This window comes from Leisingera sp. ANG-DT, assembly GCF_000813785.1.
Taxonomy (GTDB): Bacteria; Pseudomonadota; Alphaproteobacteria; order Rhodobacterales; family Rhodobacteraceae; genus Leisingera.
In genome coordinates, this window is the sequence record NZ_JWLE01000001.1 from 765,028 (window position 1) to 783,803 (window position 18,776).

The 18,776-nt window shown below is 61.6% G+C and carries 21 protein-coding genes; all 21 read right to left on the reverse strand.

The annotated features are described in order from the left end of the window. Positions 1-36: 36 nt before the first annotated feature. The 21 genes from RA21_RS03695 to RA21_RS03795 all read right to left on the reverse strand — a co-directional run bounded on the left by RA21_RS03695 (position 37) and on the right by RA21_RS03795 (position 18,695). Positions 37-738, reverse strand: a complete 702-nt coding sequence (locus RA21_RS03695; RefSeq protein WP_039146267.1) for a hypothetical protein — start codon at positions 736-738, stop codon at positions 37-39. Next, entirely contained in the window at positions 738-1,001 is a 264-nt protein-coding gene (locus tag RA21_RS03700) for a spike base protein, RCAP_Rcc01079 family (RefSeq protein ID WP_019295515.1), read from the reverse strand. Before RA21_RS03700 ends, RA21_RS03695 begins: the two co-directional genes overlap by 1 nt. 73 nt (positions 1,002-1,074) lie before the next feature. After that, a complete protein-coding gene (locus RA21_RS03705) occupies positions 1,075-1,422 on the reverse strand; it encodes a hypothetical protein (RefSeq protein WP_019295514.1) in 348 nt (115 codons plus the stop codon). Between the two features lie 37 nt (positions 1,423-1,459). After that, positions 1,460-2,233, reverse strand: a complete 774-nt coding sequence (locus RA21_RS03710) for a glycoside hydrolase family 19 protein (RefSeq protein ID WP_039146270.1) — start codon at positions 2,231-2,233, stop codon at positions 1,460-1,462. 159 nt (positions 2,234-2,392) lie between these two features. Further along, positions 2,393-2,758 carry a hypothetical protein gene (locus RA21_RS03715; protein ID WP_019295511.1) on the reverse strand — a complete coding sequence of 122 codons (366 nt, stop codon included), beginning with the start codon at positions 2,756-2,758 and terminating at the stop codon, positions 2,393-2,395. A 27-nt stretch (positions 2,759-2,785) separates the two neighbouring features. Further along, positions 2,786-3,922, reverse strand: a complete 1,137-nt coding sequence (locus RA21_RS03720) for a tail fiber domain-containing protein (protein WP_152610472.1) — start codon at positions 3,920-3,922, stop codon at positions 2,786-2,788. 85 nt (positions 3,923-4,007) lie between these two features. After that, entirely contained in the window at positions 4,008-4,913 is a 906-nt protein-coding gene (locus tag RA21_RS03725; protein ID WP_039146275.1) for a hypothetical protein, read from the reverse strand. Continuing rightward, positions 4,913-9,532 carry a hypothetical protein gene (locus tag RA21_RS21930; protein WP_206540036.1) on the reverse strand — a complete coding sequence of 1,540 codons (4,620 nt, stop codon included), beginning with the start codon at positions 9,530-9,532 and terminating at the stop codon, positions 4,913-4,915. Before RA21_RS21930 ends, RA21_RS03725 begins: the two co-directional genes overlap by 1 nt. Positions 9,533-9,619: 87 nt before the next feature. Then, the gene (locus RA21_RS03735; protein WP_019295507.1) at positions 9,620-9,898 is read right to left on the reverse strand and encodes a hypothetical protein; all 279 of its coding nucleotides are present in this window, start codon (positions 9,896-9,898) and stop codon (positions 9,620-9,622) included. Positions 9,899-9,936: 38 nt separating this feature from the next. Next, positions 9,937-10,302, reverse strand: coding sequence for a hypothetical protein (locus tag RA21_RS03740; protein ID WP_039146278.1), 366 nt, complete (start codon positions 10,300-10,302; stop codon positions 9,937-9,939). After that, positions 10,299-10,748 (reverse strand): hypothetical protein, encoded by a 450-nt coding sequence (locus tag RA21_RS03745; RefSeq protein WP_019295505.1) that lies wholly within the window; start codon positions 10,746-10,748, stop codon positions 10,299-10,301. The genes RA21_RS03740 and RA21_RS03745 overlap by 4 nt, the downstream gene beginning before the upstream one ends. A 47-nt stretch (positions 10,749-10,795) precedes the next feature. Then, entirely contained in the window at positions 10,796-11,152 is a 357-nt protein-coding gene (locus tag RA21_RS03750) for a DUF3168 domain-containing protein (protein ID WP_019295504.1), read from the reverse strand. Further along, a complete protein-coding gene (locus tag RA21_RS03755; RefSeq protein ID WP_039146281.1) occupies positions 11,152-11,625 on the reverse strand; it encodes an HK97-gp10 family putative phage morphogenesis protein in 474 nt (157 codons plus the stop codon). The genes RA21_RS03750 and RA21_RS03755 overlap by 1 nt, the downstream gene beginning before the upstream one ends. 1 nt (position 11,626) lies before the next feature. Next, on the reverse strand, positions 11,627-11,962 hold the full coding sequence (locus RA21_RS21935) for a head-tail adaptor protein (RefSeq protein WP_052257580.1): 336 nt from the start codon (positions 11,960-11,962) through the stop codon (positions 11,627-11,629). A 1-nt stretch (position 11,963) separates the two neighbouring features. Continuing rightward, positions 11,964-12,539 carry a hypothetical protein gene (locus RA21_RS03765; RefSeq protein WP_019295501.1) on the reverse strand — a complete coding sequence of 192 codons (576 nt, stop codon included), beginning with the start codon at positions 12,537-12,539 and terminating at the stop codon, positions 11,964-11,966. 12 nt (positions 12,540-12,551) lie between these two features. After that, positions 12,552-12,914 carry a hypothetical protein gene (locus tag RA21_RS03770; protein ID WP_019295500.1) on the reverse strand — a complete coding sequence of 121 codons (363 nt, stop codon included), beginning with the start codon at positions 12,912-12,914 and terminating at the stop codon, positions 12,552-12,554. Positions 12,915-12,985: 71 nt separating this feature from the next. Continuing rightward, on the reverse strand, positions 12,986-14,302 hold the full coding sequence (locus tag RA21_RS03775) for a phage major capsid protein (protein WP_152610473.1): 1,317 nt from the start codon (positions 14,300-14,302) through the stop codon (positions 12,986-12,988). Between the two features lie 95 nt (positions 14,303-14,397). After that, positions 14,398-15,321 (reverse strand): S49 family peptidase, encoded by a 924-nt coding sequence (locus tag RA21_RS03780; RefSeq protein ID WP_019295498.1) that lies wholly within the window; start codon positions 15,319-15,321, stop codon positions 14,398-14,400. Then, complete coding sequence (locus RA21_RS03785; RefSeq protein ID WP_019295497.1) at positions 15,318-16,601, reverse strand: phage portal protein; 1,284 nt, start codon at positions 16,599-16,601, stop codon at positions 15,318-15,320. The genes RA21_RS03780 and RA21_RS03785 overlap by 4 nt, the downstream gene beginning before the upstream one ends. Next, positions 16,598-18,265, reverse strand: a complete 1,668-nt coding sequence (locus tag RA21_RS03790) for a terminase large subunit (RefSeq protein WP_019295496.1) — start codon at positions 18,263-18,265, stop codon at positions 16,598-16,600. Before RA21_RS03790 ends, RA21_RS03785 begins: the two co-directional genes overlap by 4 nt. Further along, on the reverse strand, positions 18,252-18,695 hold the full coding sequence (locus RA21_RS03795; protein WP_019295495.1) for a P27 family phage terminase small subunit: 444 nt from the start codon (positions 18,693-18,695) through the stop codon (positions 18,252-18,254). Before RA21_RS03795 ends, RA21_RS03790 begins: the two co-directional genes overlap by 14 nt. Positions 18,696-18,776 lie beyond the last annotated feature (81 nt).

Here is an 18,776-nt window from a genome sequence, read left to right on the forward strand (position 1 = left end):
GCGCTAACCGGGGCTTTTTGCTTTGGCGCTTCAAGCCTAGATCCCCCAGCCGCTTCGCAGGTAGCGCACATTCCGCGCAACCACTGCCGGTGCCAGTTGGTCGGTATAGGCCAGAACCTCGCACATCGGCCCGCGCCAGGCCCGATTCAAGCCATTGTTCCGCCCGCCGATCGCGGCCAGCGGAAATGGCGTTGCCGAACTGAAATGAACCACCGACAAAGGCAGCGGCAAAAGCTCTGTGGTTGCAGCGCCGCCGTTTACATGAATGGTCATTCCCGCAGGTATGGAACCAGTGAAAACCCCGGAATTGTTTTCGTGGCCGATCACCCGGTTCGGACTGCCGGTATCCAGCCCGGCCAGGTCAGTGATCAGAGTGTTGTAGCTATTGAATGCAGCCCGCACACCGTCGCCATAGGCCAGGACAACGAACACCTCCCTGACCATCGCGTCTGTAGGCAGGCTCAACCCACGCGAATTGCCTTGATCCGGCCAGACCAGCGCAGGACGCCCGCCAGCGAGCGGTTCAGAAGCCACATAGGTCGGACCACCATCCGCCAGCTTGGACAACCCCAGATAGCCCGCAACCAGGTTGCCGATTGCAGACACCTCATCACCAGCTTCAAGCTGGATGGTTCCGGTAGCCTTCGCGCTGTACCAGCCGATCAGACTTGAACGGTCGGGAAGACAATGCCGCTGCTGTTGAGTTGCTACCATCACCGAATGACCGGCGCCGAGCATCAGTACCAGCCCGCAACGGATGCCGTGGTGCCTGAGGCCTCGATGCCCACGGCTGAGAACCCAATGGTCTCCCCGGCAATGACCGCGTAGACGATCACGGCTCCGGCCTCATCACGGACAGCCAGATCCCCGGAGGTCAGGACGCGCAGAACGCGCGGCTTCACAGGCAGGTCAACGCCATCCTGTGGGACAATAGTGAAATGTCGGGAGCATGGGCTTTCCAGACCGCGCTGAAAATGGGCGAAATGATCAATTTGGGGCATATCCCATTCCTTATGGATGCAGTTTTCAAAAAGGCCCCAGCGATCGCCAGGGCCTCAAGTTCGTCAGGCAGACCTATTCGCGGGCCTGCCGCACGGCCTCTGCAATCTTGCCGCGCGCCAGCCGCTGCAGGACCGCCTCCGTGGGCTTCAGCGCCTTGATGGCATCAGGCACGGATTCCCGGGCATGCTGGATCGCTTCATTGATCAGAACGTCCGCAGCAGCTTCCCTGCCATCTTCCAGAGCCGCACGGATGCCGCTCATCAGAGCGGTGTGAAGATCACGCTGCAGCGCCTGGCCGACCTGGACCCCGAAATGCTTGCGCACCATCAACGCAGCGGCGGCAATCGCTGAGGTCAGGATCAGGGCCAGCGCCTCGATCAGCAGCGGCGTCAGGTCAGGGAGAAGGTTTGTAAGGTCCATTGTTCAGTCCTTTCAGTTGGGGAAAACCGGCCCGCGATCAGCCGCGGGACAGGGTGAGAAATTTCAGCAGCCAGGCAGGCAGCCACGGCAGCGGTGCAGGCTTGGGCGGGGAAACGGGCGGCAGGGCACGCAGCTCCTGGTGCAGCGCGGCGCGGGTCTTCGGTCCGATCCGGCCGTCAGCGGCCAGGCCAACAGTGCGCTGAAACCCTCGCACGTCCGTTGCCGCGAATCCCAGCAGCACAAGCTGCGCTTTGTCGGTCCACTGCTGCCGCTGGAAAAAGTGGTTGTAGCCGCCATTGATCCGCCGGGTGATCACCCGCACGTCGCCAGCATCGGCCGGCACATTCAGGCCGTTCACGCTCCAGAACCAAAGCGGCCCCAGCCCCTCCCAGGGATCCAGATTCACAACATCCGGATCAGCCTCGAAGTCAGGTGCGGAAGGATCGAGGCGCCGCGCCCAATCCCGGAACTTCCGGTAATTCCAGCGCCCGGTTATCTGGAACGGCCCGCGTCCCCGGAACTTGAAACCGTCGCCATCGGCTTCAGGTGTGTTTCCAAGATCCGTGCGAATGTCATAGCGGGCCTGCGCGGGGGTTGGCCCCCACAACTCACGGTCATAATTGAAGACCCCGCTCTCCAGCAGCGTTTGGCCCAGCAGGTAAGACAGCCGGTGCGGCTGGTTCAGCCCGCAGTCAAAGCCGAAAGTGTTCACCCCCAGCAGAAACGACTTCGCGTTTCGCTCCTGCTCTCCACCCTGCCCCATCGGGCCGGTGATCCGCTGCAGGGTTTCAAGTGTCAGAATTCGGGTCATGTGCCCTCCAAAGGAAAAGCCCCGCTCGATGCGGGGCCGGTTTCAGGGTTGGTTTTCAGTTTCAGGCCGGGCCAAACACGGCCCAACTAAGGGCCAGCCAGAGCAGCACAGAAAGCGCCACACGCACCCGGCGCCAGGTCTTTGAACGCAGGAAGCGGATCATGAACCCGCCCCCATCAAGCGCCGCACCAGGTGGATCAACGGGCCACGGAAGCGGCTGAAGGCGTCATGCGCCACATATGCCGCCAGAAAGGCGATAATCAGCGTCAGGGCCGGGTACTGGATCTCGAAGTGCTCCCGCAGCCAGTGAGCCACCATAGGGCCGCCCAGAACGCCGATCAGAAGGTTGAACACCGCAACGGCAACCGCAGGCTTCAGGCGCAGCTCATCGCCTTCCAGCAGCGCCAGCGTAACGCCCAGCAGGGCGACGACAACCACCTCCCAATTTGATCCGTATTGCGCCAGCCAGCCACCAGCCACGCCAAAAAAACCCGCCATGGCGGAGCCGAAGCTTTCAAATTTCATGAGGTATCCTGCTCGTTTTCTGCGGCGTCAGACGCCCAAGGTTCCGGCCATGATGAAACACATCAATTCGGGATAGCGCAGCCCCAGGCGCTCGCCGTCCTCGACCTCTTCGGTGAATTCCCGCTCCTCTTCGACCAGCACCGGAACCCGCGCTGTCTTCTGGACGGGGCCACCCGGGCCAGGCACCATCACCGCTTCCCCGGCCTCATCAAAGACCGGAAGCACCTCATAGACAGGCACCGAGATTTCTTCGGATACAGTCTTCTCAGTCGCCCGCCCGTCGATCACTTCAATGATCGTCCGCTGTTGCGTTGATTTCTCGACCTTTTGAACCTGGACCATTTTGGTATCGGTCACAGTGCGGAAAATCTTGTCGCGGGTGAACATGCCGTAACGGCCTGCATCAAGGCCTTCCTCCGCAAACTTCTGCTCCACCCATTGCGCCATTTGACCGACGTGCAGGCGGGCACCGGCCTCCCCTTTATCCGCCACAGCAGAGATCCACTGAAAGATGCGGAAATCATTGACCAGCTCCTGCGCGACCCGCTTTTCAGCCTCATTCAAGGGCCGAATGTTGACCTTCTCGCGCATGTCCGAGGTGTTGATAGTTCCATCGACCGAGAACATTTCAGAAAAGCGCTTGCTCGCGGAGCCGCCGGTAAAGGCATTGTCCGAACCCGGCTCGATTGCCGTGCCGGAAACGCTAAGCGCAGCCTGACCCGCCGCGTGCAGTTCGATGGGCCCCACATCATGAACAAGCCGCAGCTTATCCAGCAGCGCAATCACCCGGGCCTCCGGAAGACCACCCTTCATAAATTCAAGCGCGGCCTCGCCACTGGCATTCCCCGCATCAAGATAGAAGCTTGCATCCGGGTCAGCACCTGCCGCATCGGTGTTCTTCACGCGGATCGCCACCTCGCCCCCGATGCCCTGCACATCGATGAGATGAGACGGAGAGGCAGTACCGACGCCCAGCTTATCGGCAAAGTACGCCACTGCAGCGGCAGACAGCGCCGTAAACGCCCCCGCCGCCGGGGTCGTTTGCCCGATATCCGTATCGTTCAGCTCGCCGCCAATGACCGTGCTGTTTTCGGTCAGCCAGGTCGCCCAGGCATCCACGAAGCTGAAGAAATCATTCACCGCCCACTGAAACAGCAGCACCATCTTTGCATCAAAGTCGGCCTCCGGCGATGAGCGCAGAGGAATATCCGGCTTGGCCGGTTGAGCAGGAAAATCCATGAGTTTTGCCCTATTTGAGAGTTTTCATAACCAGGGGAAAAACACTGTCCCCTGCGATATCGATCGGCTGGCTGTGGTCATCGACAAACCCCAGCCCCTCGATCCCGTAGCTTGGAGCATCACCGGACAGGTAGAAGGCCGTGGCCACCCCATCGACCTCTGCGATAATGTCCATCACGCGCGGCGCCTGCAGCGTCTGCACAATGAGATCCACCTCAACCCGGCGCGTGGATCCGCGCTTTACCAGGATCTCATCACCAAAATCGTCATACCCTTTCCGGCTGTGGCTGACGTGCTGGATATTGGGAAGGTTCATCACCTCCCCCAGGATGTGATTCCTGCCAAGAACGATATGCCCCACCTCAGCCACGGAACCCGGTGCTGAGATGGTGATATCGATCCGGTGGCCGATGTAGCCCGGGAAGCCGTTCAGCACCTTCTGACGCTGAAAGACCACCCCGCCAAAGAAATAGGTATACATGCTGACCACATGTCCGGTGTCTGCCATCGCAAAGGTCTGATCATAGATCAGTGTGGCACCGTCAAAGACCTCGATCTGAACCGACCCCGCCGACAGGCCGAATAGCGAAATGGCATCGCAGTCCTGGCTGGGCACGATCGAGTAGGTGATTTCCTCCGCATAGCTGGCCCGGTTTGACCGGCGCTGATCAAACGCGCTCCAGCGGTTCGTGGCCTTCAGATCAAGCCACCAGGTGCCATCATCCGAAACCGGATCATTGCCCTGGTTTCCGGCCTGCATGCTCTCATAGATCCGGTGCGAGGTGGTCGAGATCACCTTTGCGCCGAGGCCGAAGGATGTGCCGGCATCCCATACCGCATGATCATTCTCCGGAATGTTCGAGGCCGTCAGCTCCGCATCGGTGACAGTCATCGGCGCGATAATGTTGAAATCCATCAGACACGCACCTCCGGCTGACCCACTTCATCCCAATCCTCCAGGTACTGCGCGACCTTGCGCACCATCATTTCCATCCGCTGACCCTGCACGGCGACTTGCTTTGCAAGCCCCTCGACACTCCGGACCACCTGGCGGTTATCCAGCATGGCAACCGAATCCGAATGGCTCACAACCCGGCTGGGGCCGGTGTTTTCCAGTTCCCAGCCGCGTTCCCCGACAATCCGCCAGCCGCCCAGATGGGCGCCGCCTTCTGCAAACTGCGGAATACCGCCCATCGAGCGGATCTGCTTGCGGAGGCTTTCGGCCTGCACCGCCGCCTTGCTGGCCTTCGAATTGGCCGAGCTGACGACATTGCCAAAAGAGGCCGTGCCGAATTCATCCTTGAGGGCTTTCTTGAATTCCGCCAGCCTTTTGGGAGTTCCGCCATAGTAGTCAAAGGAGGTAACAAGCTGGCCATCCTTATTGACGGAAATCGACCGCTTTTGCCCGTGCAGGCTGACCCCGTATTTCTCGCGCAATGCATTGAATTTTTCGGCAATCTCCTGCGGCCTCTTAGCCGCCGCCGCTGCATCGCCCCCCTTCACCTGAAGGCCCGCAATCTTTGCGTTCCGGTTCCTGTCCCGGCGATCCGCATTGACGGCATCCCGGAGCTTGCCCAGCATACTGGTCAGCGAGTTCATTGGCGCCTTCACACTGCTTAGCCCGCCGGTCAACTCACCGAACAATTCCGACATGGGGCCAGTCGGGCTGACCTCAGCAATGCCGGGGTTTTTGCTGGCCTCCACGATGTCTGCCCCCAGCGCTTTCAACCGGTCCTGATACTGGGCGACATCCTCACCGAATTTCTTAGAGCTGGCATTTGCGGTCTGCAGGTATTCGCCCAGTTCCGTGAGGACGCTGGTCTGCTCATCCAGGAGATCCGCAAGCCGTTCGTCCGCATCACCCGCAGCATCGGCCAGCGCAGTCATCTGGTGGATCTCCGCCTGCACCTGGGCCGCGATACGGTTGAACTCCAGCGCGGAACCTGCGCTATCCCGCGCGCTCTGCAGGTATTTCCGCGCCAGGCCTGGCAGCTCAGCAGCGGCGTCAGTATCGCCGCCGCGGGCGCGCTCCAAGGCACTCAGGTAGCGGCCCCGCAGCGCTGCTGCCGTTTGTGCAGAACTCGCGCCGGAAAGACCGGAGTTCAACAGACCGTCCTGGAAGTCCCGCAGCTTGGCAGCCGTCCGGTGCCACAGCTCAGCGGACGCCCGGGCATCAGCGGCCATGCTGCGCGAAACCTCGATCTGATCCGCAACGGTCTTGCCGATCGCCTCAAGCTGCTTTGCAACGCCCTGGCTGATCCCGGCCCGCGGGTCCAGCACTTGCCCAAGCCCGCCTGACAACTTCAGAAGATCCGCATAGAGCTTCCGCCCGGACGCTGAGGTCCGGTCAATTCCCTCGACCAGGCTGCGGAACTCTTCCCGGCTCTGCGGCATTGCCAAGCCAAGTTTTTTGAACTCCGCGGACAAGCGGCGGATGGTGGTCTCCTGCCGTTCGGCGTCGGAATAAAACCCGGTCCAATAGGCGGAAACGGCGTTTGTCATAGCCTCAGAGCCGCCGAAATCATCCACCAGGCCAGACGCCATATCCGCGCCCTGGAGCGACTTCTTGAAGCCGGACAGGCCCAGCAGGTCAAAGGCGTCATTGACTTGCAGCAGGCTTGTCGACAGCCGCGTCAGGGTCTCCGTGGCACTCTCACCAGCCTTTGACCACTTGGACGTGCCAAGGATCAATTCGGACATTTGATTTGAGGCTGTTTCGAAGCCCCGCGCCAAGTCTTTCTGGATCTGCTCCAGACTGCGCCCGCTGGTCAGGATCGAGACAAAATGCCCCTTGTAATCCTTCAGGGCATCCCGGCCACGCCCCAAGGCCTCCGACATTCCCAGCAGGGTTTCTGTCAGACCTTTTGCCTGATTGCTGAGGCCTGTTTTCAAGTCGTAATCAAGCGCCTTGCGGATATCCTTGTCGCTCCGGAACAGCCCCCCTTTGAAATGATCCCGGGCGTAGCCGTCGAAACCATCCGCACCGATTGTACCTTCCAAAGCCGAATAGGCGAACTTCCGGCTAAAGGCCTTTTTCAAGAAGGCTGCACCTGCGGCAATGACACCGATAGCAGGGATCGCAGCACCGATGGCGCCGAGACCGCCAATGGAACCGGAAACCAGACCGGTCAGGCTCGAGAAGCTGGCACCGAGGCCGCCACCGCTGAGAATGCCACCGAAACCAGAAGCAAGCCCGCCAATGCCACCTAGCAAACCGCCGGAACCCGCGAGGCCTGCCAGACCGCCGCCACCGCTACCGAAGAGGTTGAAAGCACCACCAGCCAGGTTCAGCAGGCCGCCGCCCCCGCCGCCGCCAGCAACCCCAGCGGCAGCCTGACCACCACCACCGAGGAACAAGTTATCGAGACCCAAGAACCCCGTAATCTGCCCAACGATCGGCAGGACAATCTTGGTATGCGCGAACTGAAACTGAATATCCCGCAGCATACCCTCGATCGTGTCGGTGAGGCTGCCGCCCTCAAAGGCGGTGCGGGTGATGTTTTCAGCCCAGCGTTCCTGCTGATCGGCAATCCGCCGCGTGGCCTCTTCCGCCGCATCGAGTTCAATCAGCTGGTCGGCCAGGCCGGAGATCTGCGCCTTGCTGTACCCCAGTGCATCCTTACCCAGGCGCTGCTGCACAAGCCGGATGGCTTCCAGCTTCTTCCGCTGGGCTTCAGTGACACCCAGCAGCTCGCGCCGCTCCTTAATCTCCTTCTGCAGCGAGGCCATAGCGCTCTTAGACGCCGCCCCGCCTGCGGATTTGACCTTGTTTAGCGTTGCCAGCTGCTTTTGATACTCACCCCGCAACTGCTGTTCCTGCGCATAGAGCTGCACCTGCTGGTCAATCGTCTGCTGAACATGGTCCCGCTGACCGTCCTGAAGCTCCCCCAGAGGCCCCGCAGATGCTTCCAGCTCCGCCCGGTACTTTGCAACATTGGCGGCAGCCTCACCGCCGCCAGAGGACAGAACCGCCATACCGGCTTTCAACCCGGCGATTGTGGTCTGCGCGGATGCGATCGCACCCGGCACTGAAGCGAGGTAGGAGCTAAGTGCCGAGGCTTGACCCGCAGCGCCAGCGAGGCCGCCCGCGAGGGCGTTGCTGTTCTCCGCCGCGGTTGCCGCGCTTTCGGCTGCATTGCCGGTTTCAGTAGCGGTGCGCTCAGCCGCCACGGTTGCGGCATCAAGGCGGGCTTCAGCTTCCGCAAGCGCCGCGCCCAGCTGCTCGATGTCAGCCCGGGCCTTTGCCATGCGTTCGGTTTCATAGAGACTGGCGCCGAAAAAGTTGGTCGCAAAGGATGCCGCTTCCAGCTCAGCCTTGGCAGCCTCAAGCGCCTCGCGCGTGGCATCGCGCGCAGCTTCAGCAGCCCGCCGCATCGCCTCCGCGTTTTTGGCGGTCATGTTTGAATAGAAGGTGTCCGTGGCCGTGTTCAGCACGTCATGCGCCGAGGCCAAGTCACGAATGGCGGTTTCGAAATTCTCCGCCGCCACTTTCGACTGCTGAAACCCCTGGTAGATGCCCGCGGCAACACCAACCAGGGCGCCGATCCCGGTTGCCAGGGCCGCCAGGCGCAGCAGCTTCAAACCGCGGATCAGACCCTTGATGGCAACGCCAGCAAGCGCGGCCTTGGTGCTGGTTGCACCCAGAGCGATTTCCAGCGCCACAGCAGATTTAGCCGCGGCAATGAACTTGACCGGCGCCAACGCCACAGCGGTCACCACGCCCGCCATCGCAGCACCCAGAGGTGCCGCAACCTTCAGCATCAGGCCCAGGCCGATCGCCGCAGGCCCAACGGCCGCTGTCAGTGCGGCACCCACCGAAATAAACTGCTTGGTGCGATCGCTCAGCCCGTTGAACCATTCCGCGGCATCTGCGGCCTGATCGCTCAGCCATTCCAGCGTGGGCGCCAGACCCACTGCGAGCTGATTTGATACACCCCGGCCCACCAGCCCAAGGCGCGAAATCGCGTCATTGGTGCGCTCGATCTGATCGGCATCGACTTCTGAGACAGCAACGCCAAACCGCTCGATGTCATCGGTCGCGGTGCGCAAGGCTGATCCGTCAATTCGGGTGAAGATCAGGCCCGCCCGGCTGCCGAACAGCTCCGAGGCCACCGCCGCCCGCTCCGCTTCCGGGACATATTGCGCCAGAGCGGCCTGGATCTTCGCAAGGCGCTCATCAAGCGGAAGGCGCTGCATCTGCTGGGCATTCAGATGCAAGCGGGTCAGAGCCTTGGCAGCGGCACCCGTACCGCCCGCCGCCTGGCTGAGGCGCTTGGTCAGCTGTATAGTGGCCTGCTGCACCTCCCCCATCGAGACGCCAGACAGATCCGCAGCGCGCTCCAGCACCTGCAAGGATTTGACCGTAGTCCCGAAGGATTGCGCCATTTTGGCTTGGGCATCGATCACCTTCAGGCTGGACTTGACCGCAACCGCAGCGGCGCCGGCCATCGGCAGGGTGAGTCCCACCGTCATCTTGCGGCCTACAGCCTCAAACTTGCCGCCCAGACGCACCATGCGGCGTTCCAGGTCACCCATTGCGGCTTTTGAACGCTTCGCGCCCGTTTCGAAGGCCGCGGAATCCAGCGAAAGAACGCCCCGGAGGGCGCCGATAACTGCGGACATCTACTGCCCCTTTTTGCTCTGAAAGTGCATGTTCAGCAGACCCGCGCGCAGCTGCGCCAGTTCTGCGGCCCGATTGCGTTCGGCAGGCTTCTTGCCGCCGATCGCCTTGGTGAAATCCGGCATCTTGCCGGGGTTGTGGATGGCAAATTGCGTGAGAATGCCCAGCTCCTGATTGAGCACCCGCCGCGCTGCGAATTCGGCATCCTTGGCCTTGATCCGGGCGCGGGTGATCAGGTCGAATTCGCGCAGGCTGACGTGCCAGAATTCGGCGTGATGCAAGCCCAGCTCACACCACACCGAAAACAGCTTGTGCCAGTCTATGCGGCTGGGCTTTTCGCGTTTCCCGCGTCGCCCTCTTCTTCCGCTTCCTCGCCCTCTTCGGCCTTCAGAAACGGGAAGGCGATCGACAGGCATACGCCAAGGTGAACCGCAGCCGCATTGGCACCGCCCAAGGCGTCCAGGATCTTCGCCGCCTCTTCACGTTCGACCCCCTTGCCGTCGTCAAGGAACGCCGCCCAGGCATCGATCACCAGATTTACGCCGCCGCTGCCGTCAATCAGATGCTCCAGAAGATCACCGATCGGCTTGCCGCCTTGCAGCTGCTCCAGCCGGGCCTGCGCCAGGGTGGAAGCCTTCAGCTTGTGGGTCTTACGGCCCACTTTCACAGTGTGAGTGCTGATCATACCGCGGCGCCTTTCGTCCAGGTCACGAGGCCAGTCGGGCGCAGCTTCAGATCAGTCATCAGGTCGCCATCCTGATCCACCGACGGAATCGACGGGTTCAGGAACGCCTGATACTTGAACATGTCACCGGCGGACTGCACACCGTCCTCCGGCGGCAGTTTCACGCGGAAATACACCGGCTTACCTGCGGCCTTGTAGGCCAGGGCCTGTTCATAGAGGCTGGTGGAATAAAAGCAGTTCAGCGTCAGTTCGCTGGTATCGGTCAGACCGACGCCCCATTCCTTGCTGCGGCCCGGGCTGTCCAGCGAAGTGCGGTCGCGGTATTCCTGACTTTCCTCCGGAATGCCGACCGTTTTACAGCCCTTGATAACGACATAGTTTCCATCCACGTCATCCGCCGACCATTCGATGTCGCACAGATCACCAGGAACGACTTTCTGAGCCATTTCCTATCCTTTCACGATGATGATGATTGCCGGTCACCCGGCGATGGTTAGGCGCGGTAGCGCACCCGGAAATCCAGCTGCTGCAGCCGGATCACATCGCCGCCGGATTCTGCTGGTCCGTCCCGGCGGGATATCTCTTTGCAGCGGATCACAGATCCGCCGCGAAACCCTGTCAGGGTCTGGGACACTTGCCGCGCGGCAAGCATCATCTCTTCATAAGTTTCCGCGTAGACATTCACCTGAATGCGGGCCGTCTCATTTCCGGCCCGGTCTTTCAGAGTATAGCGGGTGCTGTTGCTGATCATCTGCAGGGTAATCCGCGGAAAGCCTTCCGCATCGTCAAAACCGCCCCAGACAACCGGATGCCCAAGAGGCTCCAGCGCGCTGTAGATATCGTATTCCATCAGCCTGCCGCCTTCGCTGCCTTGCGTGCTGCGCGCTCCACAGCCTTTTCAATTTCCGCCCAGACCTCTTTGCGCAGGATCTGCAGCATGCGCTCCCTGTTCGCGTCCCAGGCGGGCCGCATGAACGGATCCGCCATGACCGCGCCAACATATTTGCCGCTCGCATGACGGCGCGGCCCTGTGCCAAACTCAATCAGATGCGCGTGCGGCGCGTGGGAACCGTCGGCTTCCACAGGCCCCACATAGAGCGAGACTTTGGCCCGCCCCCGATCTCCCCTTGCCTCGCCCTGCTGGCGGGGGGAAAGCTTGCTGGTGATCGCAATCTCAAAGGCCGAATTTTCAGCGCCTTGCTTCACCGGCTGCATCGCCTTCTTCATGGCCCGGCGCATGACTCCCTTGGCCGTACCGCGCGCCAGTGCCGACAGGGCGCGTTCAATATCTCCCGCCCCCTCGATTTTCATTTTCATGGACATGTCACGCCTCCGGCTGTCTGACCTTCCAGGCCGTGAATTCCAGCCAGCGGCGGCGGCCGATCACCTTGACGCCGGAAATCTGCCAATCGCTGCCCTCAAAACGCAGCCGGTTTTCTCCGGTAATCGCCGCGGTGCGCGCGGTGTAGCCGACGGTAAAGCGCGCATCCGCTTTTTGCTCGACCGCCCCCGCCTGCCAGCGCTCAGTGTCGCTGACCGGCTCAAAACCAGCTTGAACCAGAAACAGCTCTTGCCAAACATCGCGCTTCTTTTCACCCAGGTTGTTCTTACCAGGGCCGCGCTCCAAAAAGATCACCTTGCGGTCCAGAAGCCTGCCCATATCAGGCCACCTCATACGGGCGGCGGTAGCGCGCCTGCTTGATTAGACGATGCACGCCGAACGACATGCGAGGCGTATCTTCCGCCTCGATCGCGATCCCGGCCTCAAACCATTCCTTTGCCTGCAGCAGGATTGCCTGCCGCAAGCGGTTAAATGTAGGCTGATCAGGTCCGCCGACACGGGCCCGCACCCGCAGCACATCGCCTGCCGCGCTGTTGCCAGCCCAAGACGCCCCAAGCACTAACTGAGGCTCATCGTATGCCTGCTGAACCCAAGCCCCCACCAGCGGCTGATCAGTCCAGCCGCCCGCCCCATTGTCCAGGGCAAGCCCGGTCAACTCGATCACCGGCAGAACCGGGAACCACCAGCGGCACCAGCTCCCACGGGTAACCACAAATTCAACTTCCCGGGGCGTCAGCGGGTAACCTGTTGCAGTGGAAATCGCAGCCTCTGCGGACTCCAGCGCAAGCTGCAAGGCGCCGTCGTCATCCAGATCGCCTGCCGCCATGTGAACGGACTTCTTGAAGTCCTCCAGGTCGACACCAGCAACGATTTCCGCCTGTTCGATTACCCGCATCGCACGCGCCCCTTACTTGCTCGCGCCCTGCTTCGGCGGCTCGCCGGAAGCCTTGGCACCCTTGCTGGCGGCCTCAGCCGCGCCTGCCGGTTCGCCACCAGCTTTGCCCGCCTCTTCCGCCGCCTGCTCTTTCTCGGCCAGGGCTTCCTCGCGGGCCTTCAGATCAGCTTCGCGCTGCGCCAGCTCGGCCAGCTTCGCGGACACATCAGCGCCCGCCTCGCCGTCCGCATTCGGCGCGGAATCAACCTCTTCCGGGTCAAAGGGTTTGCAGGTGCCCTTGGGCCACTTCGCGATGGTCGCCGGTTCAAAACCGGCAACGTCGCCTTTGACGTAGCGGCCATGGGTTTTCAGGAATTTCACGATTTGCTTTGACATGTCAGAACTTCCGTTTCTGAGAGAAGGTTTCACCCTGGCGGCAACCGCCAGGGCAGGTTTTCAAGCCGGGATTACAGAGACCAGCCGACGCCGTTCAGGCCCGCGATTGCCTCATCATGAGCCGGGGCCATGTCATGCTCCGCAATCGCCCGCATCAGCGTCAGGTCGTTCTGGAATGCCGAAATGGTGTTGCCGCCGGTATCCACGTAAGAGGCCTCAGTGCTCGAACCCAGGGTGATATCCATGGAGTCGCCGATCATGATTTCGCTGAATTCCGCGAAATAAATCTCGGTTTCGTCGCCACCGCCGCCCAGGTTGTCCGGGATCTGCGAGGTGGTCTTGATCGGCGCACCGTGCAGAGTGCCCTTTTCGTCGATCGACGGGAACACCTTGAAGCCATTGGCGCGCACAAGGCTGCCGAGGAAATTCTTGGTCGAAGCCCGCATAATCCAGCCCGGGTTGACCAGGCCGACATCTGCATCTTCCACCTTGCTCACACACCGCCGGATCGCGGCTTCAACAGCCGCAACATCGCTTGCAACCGCATCCTGCCAGTGATCCGCCAGCGCCCACTGCCGCAGGCCTTTCGGCAAATCGCCGGTTCCGTCGAAGCGTAGGAAGGCCAAGTCGTTTTTCAGGCCCATTTCCTTGAGGATCGCATCGCGCACCATCAGCGCGATCGACGCGCTGGAATGGCGCAGCAGCGAGTTGCCAACCGGCACCAGCGAGGTCAACTTACGGAACTTCTCTTCAACCTTGTCGAAAGTCGGTTCGCTTTCGGTGATCGCAGCATTCTCAGCGCCATAGCTGGCCGTCGGCGGCGTTGCCAGACGCGCATTGCGCAGCTCACCCGCGGGCAGGTCATGCACCACGGCCCCCGAGTTGCGGACAGTCACGCGCGGGCGCAGCAGGCCGATCACCGCCTCGCCCTGCGGGCGCGGCAGGGTCACACCGCCGGCACTTTCGGTGGCACCGGACAGCGCAGCAGAAATGGCGGTGTGGCCGTCCTTCTCCAAGCGCTCCACCGCCTTGTCGCGGTCACCCTTGGCGTTGATCAGCGCATGAGCCATGAAGCCAACTTCGATGGCCTCCTGGCCCGGCTGCTTGGGGCGGGCAGGAGCTGCGGGAGACGAACCACCTGCAGCGGCGCCGGTTTCGACTTCCGAGGTCGCAGTTGCCGCCTTGGCCGCTTCCACCGCCTCGGCACGCTGGACACTCGCCTGCGCCTTCTCGAATTCGGCTTTGGAAGCGTTGAAAGCAGCGACCGCGGCGTCAAAGTCTTCGGCCTTCGTATCGTCGGCGGACTCCAAAGCCTCGATCGCCTTGGCCTTGGTTTCCATGTCTTCCGCCGCCGCCTTCATAACGCGGCGCAGATCGTTCAGGTCCATGTTGTTTCTCCTTGTCATGGAAGGCTGCAGGCACGCAGCCAGCTATCCCCGCCGCGAATGCGCAGGGTGATCACAGGCAAAACTGCCAGCGAATTTCAGTGGGAAGCTGCGGCCTTTGCAGCCTCTGCCTGCGCCAGGTAGGCGCGGGATTTCTGGCGCGGCTTGGGCGCGTACAGGCCGCCGATGCGCGCCATGAATTCCGGCACGGTTTCGATTGCATCAGCAAGGCCGCGCTCGATCGCATCCGGCCCCCAGAACACATCGCCGCCGTCGGCGTCGTTGTCTGTGCGGCTCATGCGGCCCGGCACATCAGCGGCGGCAATGCCGCGGCCCTCCGCCACCGCCGCCAGGAAATCCGCCTCCATGGTATCAAGCCGCGTCTGCGCCAGCTTCTGCCCTTCTTCCGTGGAAAGGTCCGGGCGCTTGGCCCCGGCGTGCTCCGAGGTCAGAATGAAATACTGAAACCCGCCCATGCCCGGCTGCACCGGCTGATCCGCAGTCATCATTGTGCCGACAGATCCCACCCAGGAACCCGGCGTCAGGCTGATATCGGTGCACTGGCTGACCACCCAATACCCCGCCGACGCGGCCAGGGGGTGCACAATCCCATGCACAGGCTTTTCCTTTGCAGCAGCCTTGACGGCTTCGACAGCAGCTTGAATGCCCATGACCGACCCGCCCGGCGTGTCATAGATCATTACGGTTGCCTGCACCTCATCGCTGGCAGTGACCTCGGCCATGGTTTCCGCAATGCCGTGGTAGGTGGTCCAGCCCAGGTAACGCTCCAGGAGGGCGGAATTGGGCGTCAGAACCCCCCGCACCGGGACAAAAGCAATTCCCCGGTGAACGGCGTAACGCTGGCCGCGCTCGATCGAAACCCCCTCTGCTGCGAGGGCCGTCATTGCTGCGGACAGTTCCGCCACCTCTTTCGGCAGATCCATCTGCAACGAAGGCAAGGCGGACTCATGGATGGCAAGCGGGCCGCTTCCGACCAGGGCGCCAATTTTCGGCTGGCTCATTCCTCTTTCCCCTTCTTCTGTTTGCTGTCGTCGCGGGTCATGTTCGGCGCCGGGTTCAGCTCGTCGCCTCCCTCAACAGGCGGCAGACCGATCATCCGGCGGCTTTCATTCGGCGTCTGAAACGGGCCGCCGGTAGCCCGGTTCAAAGCCTCATTGCGTTCTTTGACCGTCGGCTGCAGCAGCGCCCCGAAATCATGGCGCAGGAAAAACCCACGCTCACGCTCTCCGCGGGTCAGCACCGACAGCGCAAGCGTGGCCTCGGCCAGTCCAGACCAGTGCAGCAGGCAGTCGGTCAGGTAGTCGATCGCCTGCTGTTCGCCGTTTGCCTTCACTCCAAATTCCAGCATCTGCAGCTTGGAGGGCGGCATGCGGTAAATCGCTGCAAGCTGCTCGCGGTCAAACTTCCGGCTTTCCAGCAACTGCTGATCCGCCGCAGTCAGGTCCAGGCTCTTGATATCGTCATCAGGGCCGAGAACCGGAATTCCATCAGCACCCGGCTTAGTGACATGCGCCTTGATGTTGCGGGCGTTCCGCTCACGGTCTTCAGCACTTTCATAGTTGTCAGCCAGCTTAATCACGGCCTTGGTATGCCCGCCCGAAACCGACCGCGCCGCCGACTCCTGCCCGGCAAAAGCCAGACCGACGGTTTCACTTGCGACCTGCAGAGGGCTGCGGCCCGTCCAGCCGTCCAGCGCCATATAGCGCATATGCACCATGGACCGGCTTGGCACCCGGCGCAGCACACCCGCCCCGTCGGTGAAATCATAGAAGCGCTCCCGGCCAGCCCGCAGGACAGAGCAACTGTCCTGCAATGCAAGCTCGATCATTTCCAGCTCGCCGCCGCCATCGCGCGGCCCGTAGGCATAGGAATTGCCGCGCAGCGCCCAGGCATAAACAAGGCCGTACCGCATCAGTTTGGCCGGCACTCCGGGCGAGGATTCCACGTTCAGCAGGTAATTGGCAGGGTGCTCCCGCACGCGAACCTCCTGCCCATCCCCCATGCGCTGCCACAGCTTCAGCGGAACCTTGGACAGATCCCCGCCGAGGTTGTTGCAGCAGGCAAAGACCGTACCGTGCTGCTCCCCGCGCTGCGGCGTGACTCGCGGCAGCCGCTTGTTTGACGGAGCGCTGCCGCCGAACCCGATATCCGTCAGCCAGGGTTCAGGCTTGGACGTGCCAGAGGTTTCCGCTTGCGCCGACACCATAGGCGGCTCGACGCGCTCAGCTACCGGCGCCGCCTCGCTGGACGCACGCGAAATGTTGAACCCCAGCAGTTTCATACGATCAGGATATCCTGTGCTTTGCGTTTCTCTTCGCCCACCTCGGCGCGCCCCAGCGCCATGATGGCAGCAACAGCCGGATCGATCCGGCCCGTTGATTTTTTCTTGTTCGGCTTCACATTCTCAGCCGCATCCTGATCCAGCATCACATTGCCGACGGCCCAGGCCAGAACCGGGTTGCCGCCGTGACGGATGCGGTTGGTCATGACGCAGTTTTCAAGACGCTTGGTCGGCGCTGACATAGAAGCGTAGCCCTGGCCGTGCTCCAGAAGCGGGAAGCGCAGCCGGTCCAGCTCACCGGCCACATATTTCATGCCCCAGCGGTCATAGGCGACTTCCTGAATGTCGAACCGCTCGCGCAGCCATTTCATGCGCTCAATTATCTGATCTTCATCGATCACGCCGCCGCGGTGAACTTCCAGCCACCCCAGATCCCGCCAGCTCACATAGGCCCGGTTTTCGGTCTGCGCCCTGACCACGAAACCCTTTGGCCCCTCTGCAATGAACGAATAGGTGATCAGGTAGATCAGCCCATTCAACGGCACCGCAACAACGATCGAGGTCAAGTCTGTGGTTCGGCTCAGGTCCAGGCCGATCCACGCCTTGCGACCGTAGAGCATTTCCGGGTCAAAGGGCGCACACGCCTCGCCCTTGTCCCACACGTCGCGGGAAATCCAAGTCTGAGAGCCTTCAGTCCAGAGGTTCAGATGCAGACGCCGGAAGTTCGGCATCTTTGCCTGTATCACCGTCGCCTCATCATAGATCCGCTTGAACGCCTCGTGTTTGAAACTTACGCCCAAGTTCGGATTGCCCATCGCCCAGGCTGCCGGGTCGCCGGGATCGCAATCCTCCGGCGGCTCGGCGACATAGGCAAAGAACGCATCATCCTGCACGTCACCGCGCAGCACCTTTTCCGAATAGTCCCGCGTTTCACCGCAGATCGTGTTGCGGTCTGCGCCTGCCGTCGTAATTGCCCAATCGATCGGCTGCGCCCGTGCGATCATCGAGTTCACAACCACCTCTGCCAGTTCGCGGTCAGTCCAGCGGTGGACCTCATCGCGGGCAGCGAAATGCGGGTTGATACCATCCGCGGAATTGCCGTCGCGGCTAAGGCAGGAAATCACGCCGTTGCTGTGCGCAGTCGAGATTGAGTGCGACCAGACTTTCATAAGCTGGGCCAGCATCGGCGATGCCCGGACCATGCGCTTCAGTTCATTGAACAGCAGCTTTGCCTGATCCCGCGTTGTCGCGGCGCAGTATCCTTGCGGCGCCCCTTCCCCGTCAAAGGTCTGGGTGTAAAGCATCGGGATAGCCGTATCCGTGGTCTTCCCGTTTTTCTTGCCCACCTGGTGATAGGTTGACTTGAAGCGGCGCAAGCCTGATTCCCGGTGCTTCCACCCGAAGACAGAGCCGTGCCGGAACTGCTGCCAGGGCTGCAGCTCAAGCGGCTTCCCTGCCAGCTCTCCGGTTGTGTGCTGAATCAGCCCCGAGAAGTTCAAAACGCGGTTGGCAGCCTCGCAATCGAAGAACAGCCCGCGCTCTTCACCGGTTTCCAGATCCATCAGGTGGCGCTCGCAAGCGAGCCGCACCAGATCTCCGGCTATGATATCACCCTCTACAACCTCGGCAGCGTAGCGGCTGACAGGATGGTCAAGCGGATGCATTGCCGCTCAGCATGCGTTCAAGGTCGGCCAGAAGGTCACCCTGCCCGCCTGCACCCAAACGCTTTTCATCGACCGGCGACATGCCAAACAACGAGGATATCCGCTGCATAGTCGCTAGGGCATCGTTGCGCTGGGACCAAACAACCCGCCTCTTTTCCTGCTTGCCGTGGCGGCCTGTGGTCTCGAAGTAGGAACCCATCATTGCGATATCGCCAGTGAACCGGATGAAGTCAGCGCACGCCTCGCAGTAGGCGGCAAACAGATCCACATGATGCGGCTCCAGCCGTCCCTTTTGAGCGACAACCGGCGCCAGGCGTTCCCAGACTTCGCGCCCCTCAGAACTCATGAAGTCCGGGGCATCCGGCACATGAAACGGCGCATCACCTTTCATCGGAATGACGTTATCAAGGCTTGGTTTTGCGCCCTTCATATCCTTCTCCTTACACCTGCCTTCCCACTGAAACCGTGGTGAAAAAGTTCCAAATTCCCCCGCGCAAAAACTCAGGTATCA

What these genes read in the sequence shown, in the direction of transcription:
- RA21_RS03715 (WP_019295511.1), bottom strand. Translation starts at nt 2,758, where the DNA reads ATGAAATTTGAAAGCTTCGGCTCCGCCATGGCGGGTTTTTTTGGCGTG.
- RA21_RS21930 (WP_206540036.1), bottom strand. Translation starts at nt 9,532, where the DNA reads ATGGGTGACCTGGAACGCCGCATGGTGCGTCTGGGCGGCAAGTTTGAG.
- RA21_RS03790 (WP_019295496.1), bottom strand. Translation starts at nt 18,265, where the DNA reads ATGCATCCGCTTGACCATCCTGTCAGCCGCTACGCTGCCGAGGTTGTA.
- RA21_RS03750 (WP_019295504.1), bottom strand. Translation starts at nt 11,152, where the DNA reads ATGGAATACGATATCTACAGCGCGCTGGAGCCTCTTGGGCATCCGGTT.
- RA21_RS03775 (WP_152610473.1), bottom strand. Translation starts at nt 14,302, where the DNA reads ATGGACCTGAACGATCTGCGCCGCGTTATGAAGGCGGCGGCGGAAGAC.
- RA21_RS03765 (WP_019295501.1), bottom strand. Translation starts at nt 12,539, where the DNA reads ATGCGGGTAATCGAACAGGCGGAAATCGTTGCTGGTGTCGACCTGGAG.
- RA21_RS03745 (WP_019295505.1), bottom strand. Translation starts at nt 10,748, where the DNA reads ATGGCTCAGAAAGTCGTTCCTGGTGATCTGTGCGACATCGAATGGTCG.
- RA21_RS03725 (WP_039146275.1), bottom strand. Translation starts at nt 4,913, where the DNA reads ATGGATTTCAACATTATCGCGCCGATGACTGTCACCGATGCGGAGCTG.
- RA21_RS03700 (WP_019295515.1), bottom strand. Translation starts at nt 1,001, where the DNA reads ATGCCCCAAATTGATCATTTCGCCCATTTTCAGCGCGGTCTGGAAAGC.
- RA21_RS03785 (WP_019295497.1), bottom strand. Translation starts at nt 16,601, where the DNA reads ATGAAACTGCTGGGGTTCAACATTTCGCGTGCGTCCAGCGAGGCGGCG.
- RA21_RS03710 (WP_039146270.1), bottom strand. Translation starts at nt 2,233, where the DNA reads ATGACCCGAATTCTGACACTTGAAACCCTGCAGCGGATCACCGGCCCG.
- RA21_RS03755 (WP_039146281.1), bottom strand. Translation starts at nt 11,625, where the DNA reads ATGTCCATGAAAATGAAAATCGAGGGGGCGGGAGATATTGAACGCGCC.
- RA21_RS03705 (WP_019295514.1), bottom strand. Translation starts at nt 1,422, where the DNA reads ATGGACCTTACAAACCTTCTCCCTGACCTGACGCCGCTGCTGATCGAG.
- RA21_RS03770 (WP_019295500.1), bottom strand. Translation starts at nt 12,914, where the DNA reads ATGTCAAAGCAAATCGTGAAATTCCTGAAAACCCATGGCCGCTACGTC.
- RA21_RS03780 (WP_019295498.1), bottom strand. Translation starts at nt 15,321, where the DNA reads ATGAGCCAGCCGAAAATTGGCGCCCTGGTCGGAAGCGGCCCGCTTGCC.
- RA21_RS21935 (WP_052257580.1), bottom strand. Translation starts at nt 11,962, where the DNA reads ATGGGCAGGCTTCTGGACCGCAAGGTGATCTTTTTGGAGCGCGGCCCT.
- RA21_RS03695 (WP_039146267.1), bottom strand. Translation starts at nt 738, where the DNA reads ATGCTCGGCGCCGGTCATTCGGTGATGGTAGCAACTCAACAGCAGCGG.
- RA21_RS03740 (WP_039146278.1), bottom strand. Translation starts at nt 10,302, where the DNA reads ATGATCAGCACTCACACTGTGAAAGTGGGCCGTAAGACCCACAAGCTG.
- RA21_RS03720 (WP_152610472.1), bottom strand. Translation starts at nt 3,922, where the DNA reads ATGGTGCTGCTGTTTCAGTGGGCGGTGAATGATTTCTTCAGCTTCGTG.
- RA21_RS03795 (WP_019295495.1), bottom strand. Translation starts at nt 18,695, where the DNA reads ATGAAGGGCGCAAAACCAAGCCTTGATAACGTCATTCCGATGAAAGGT.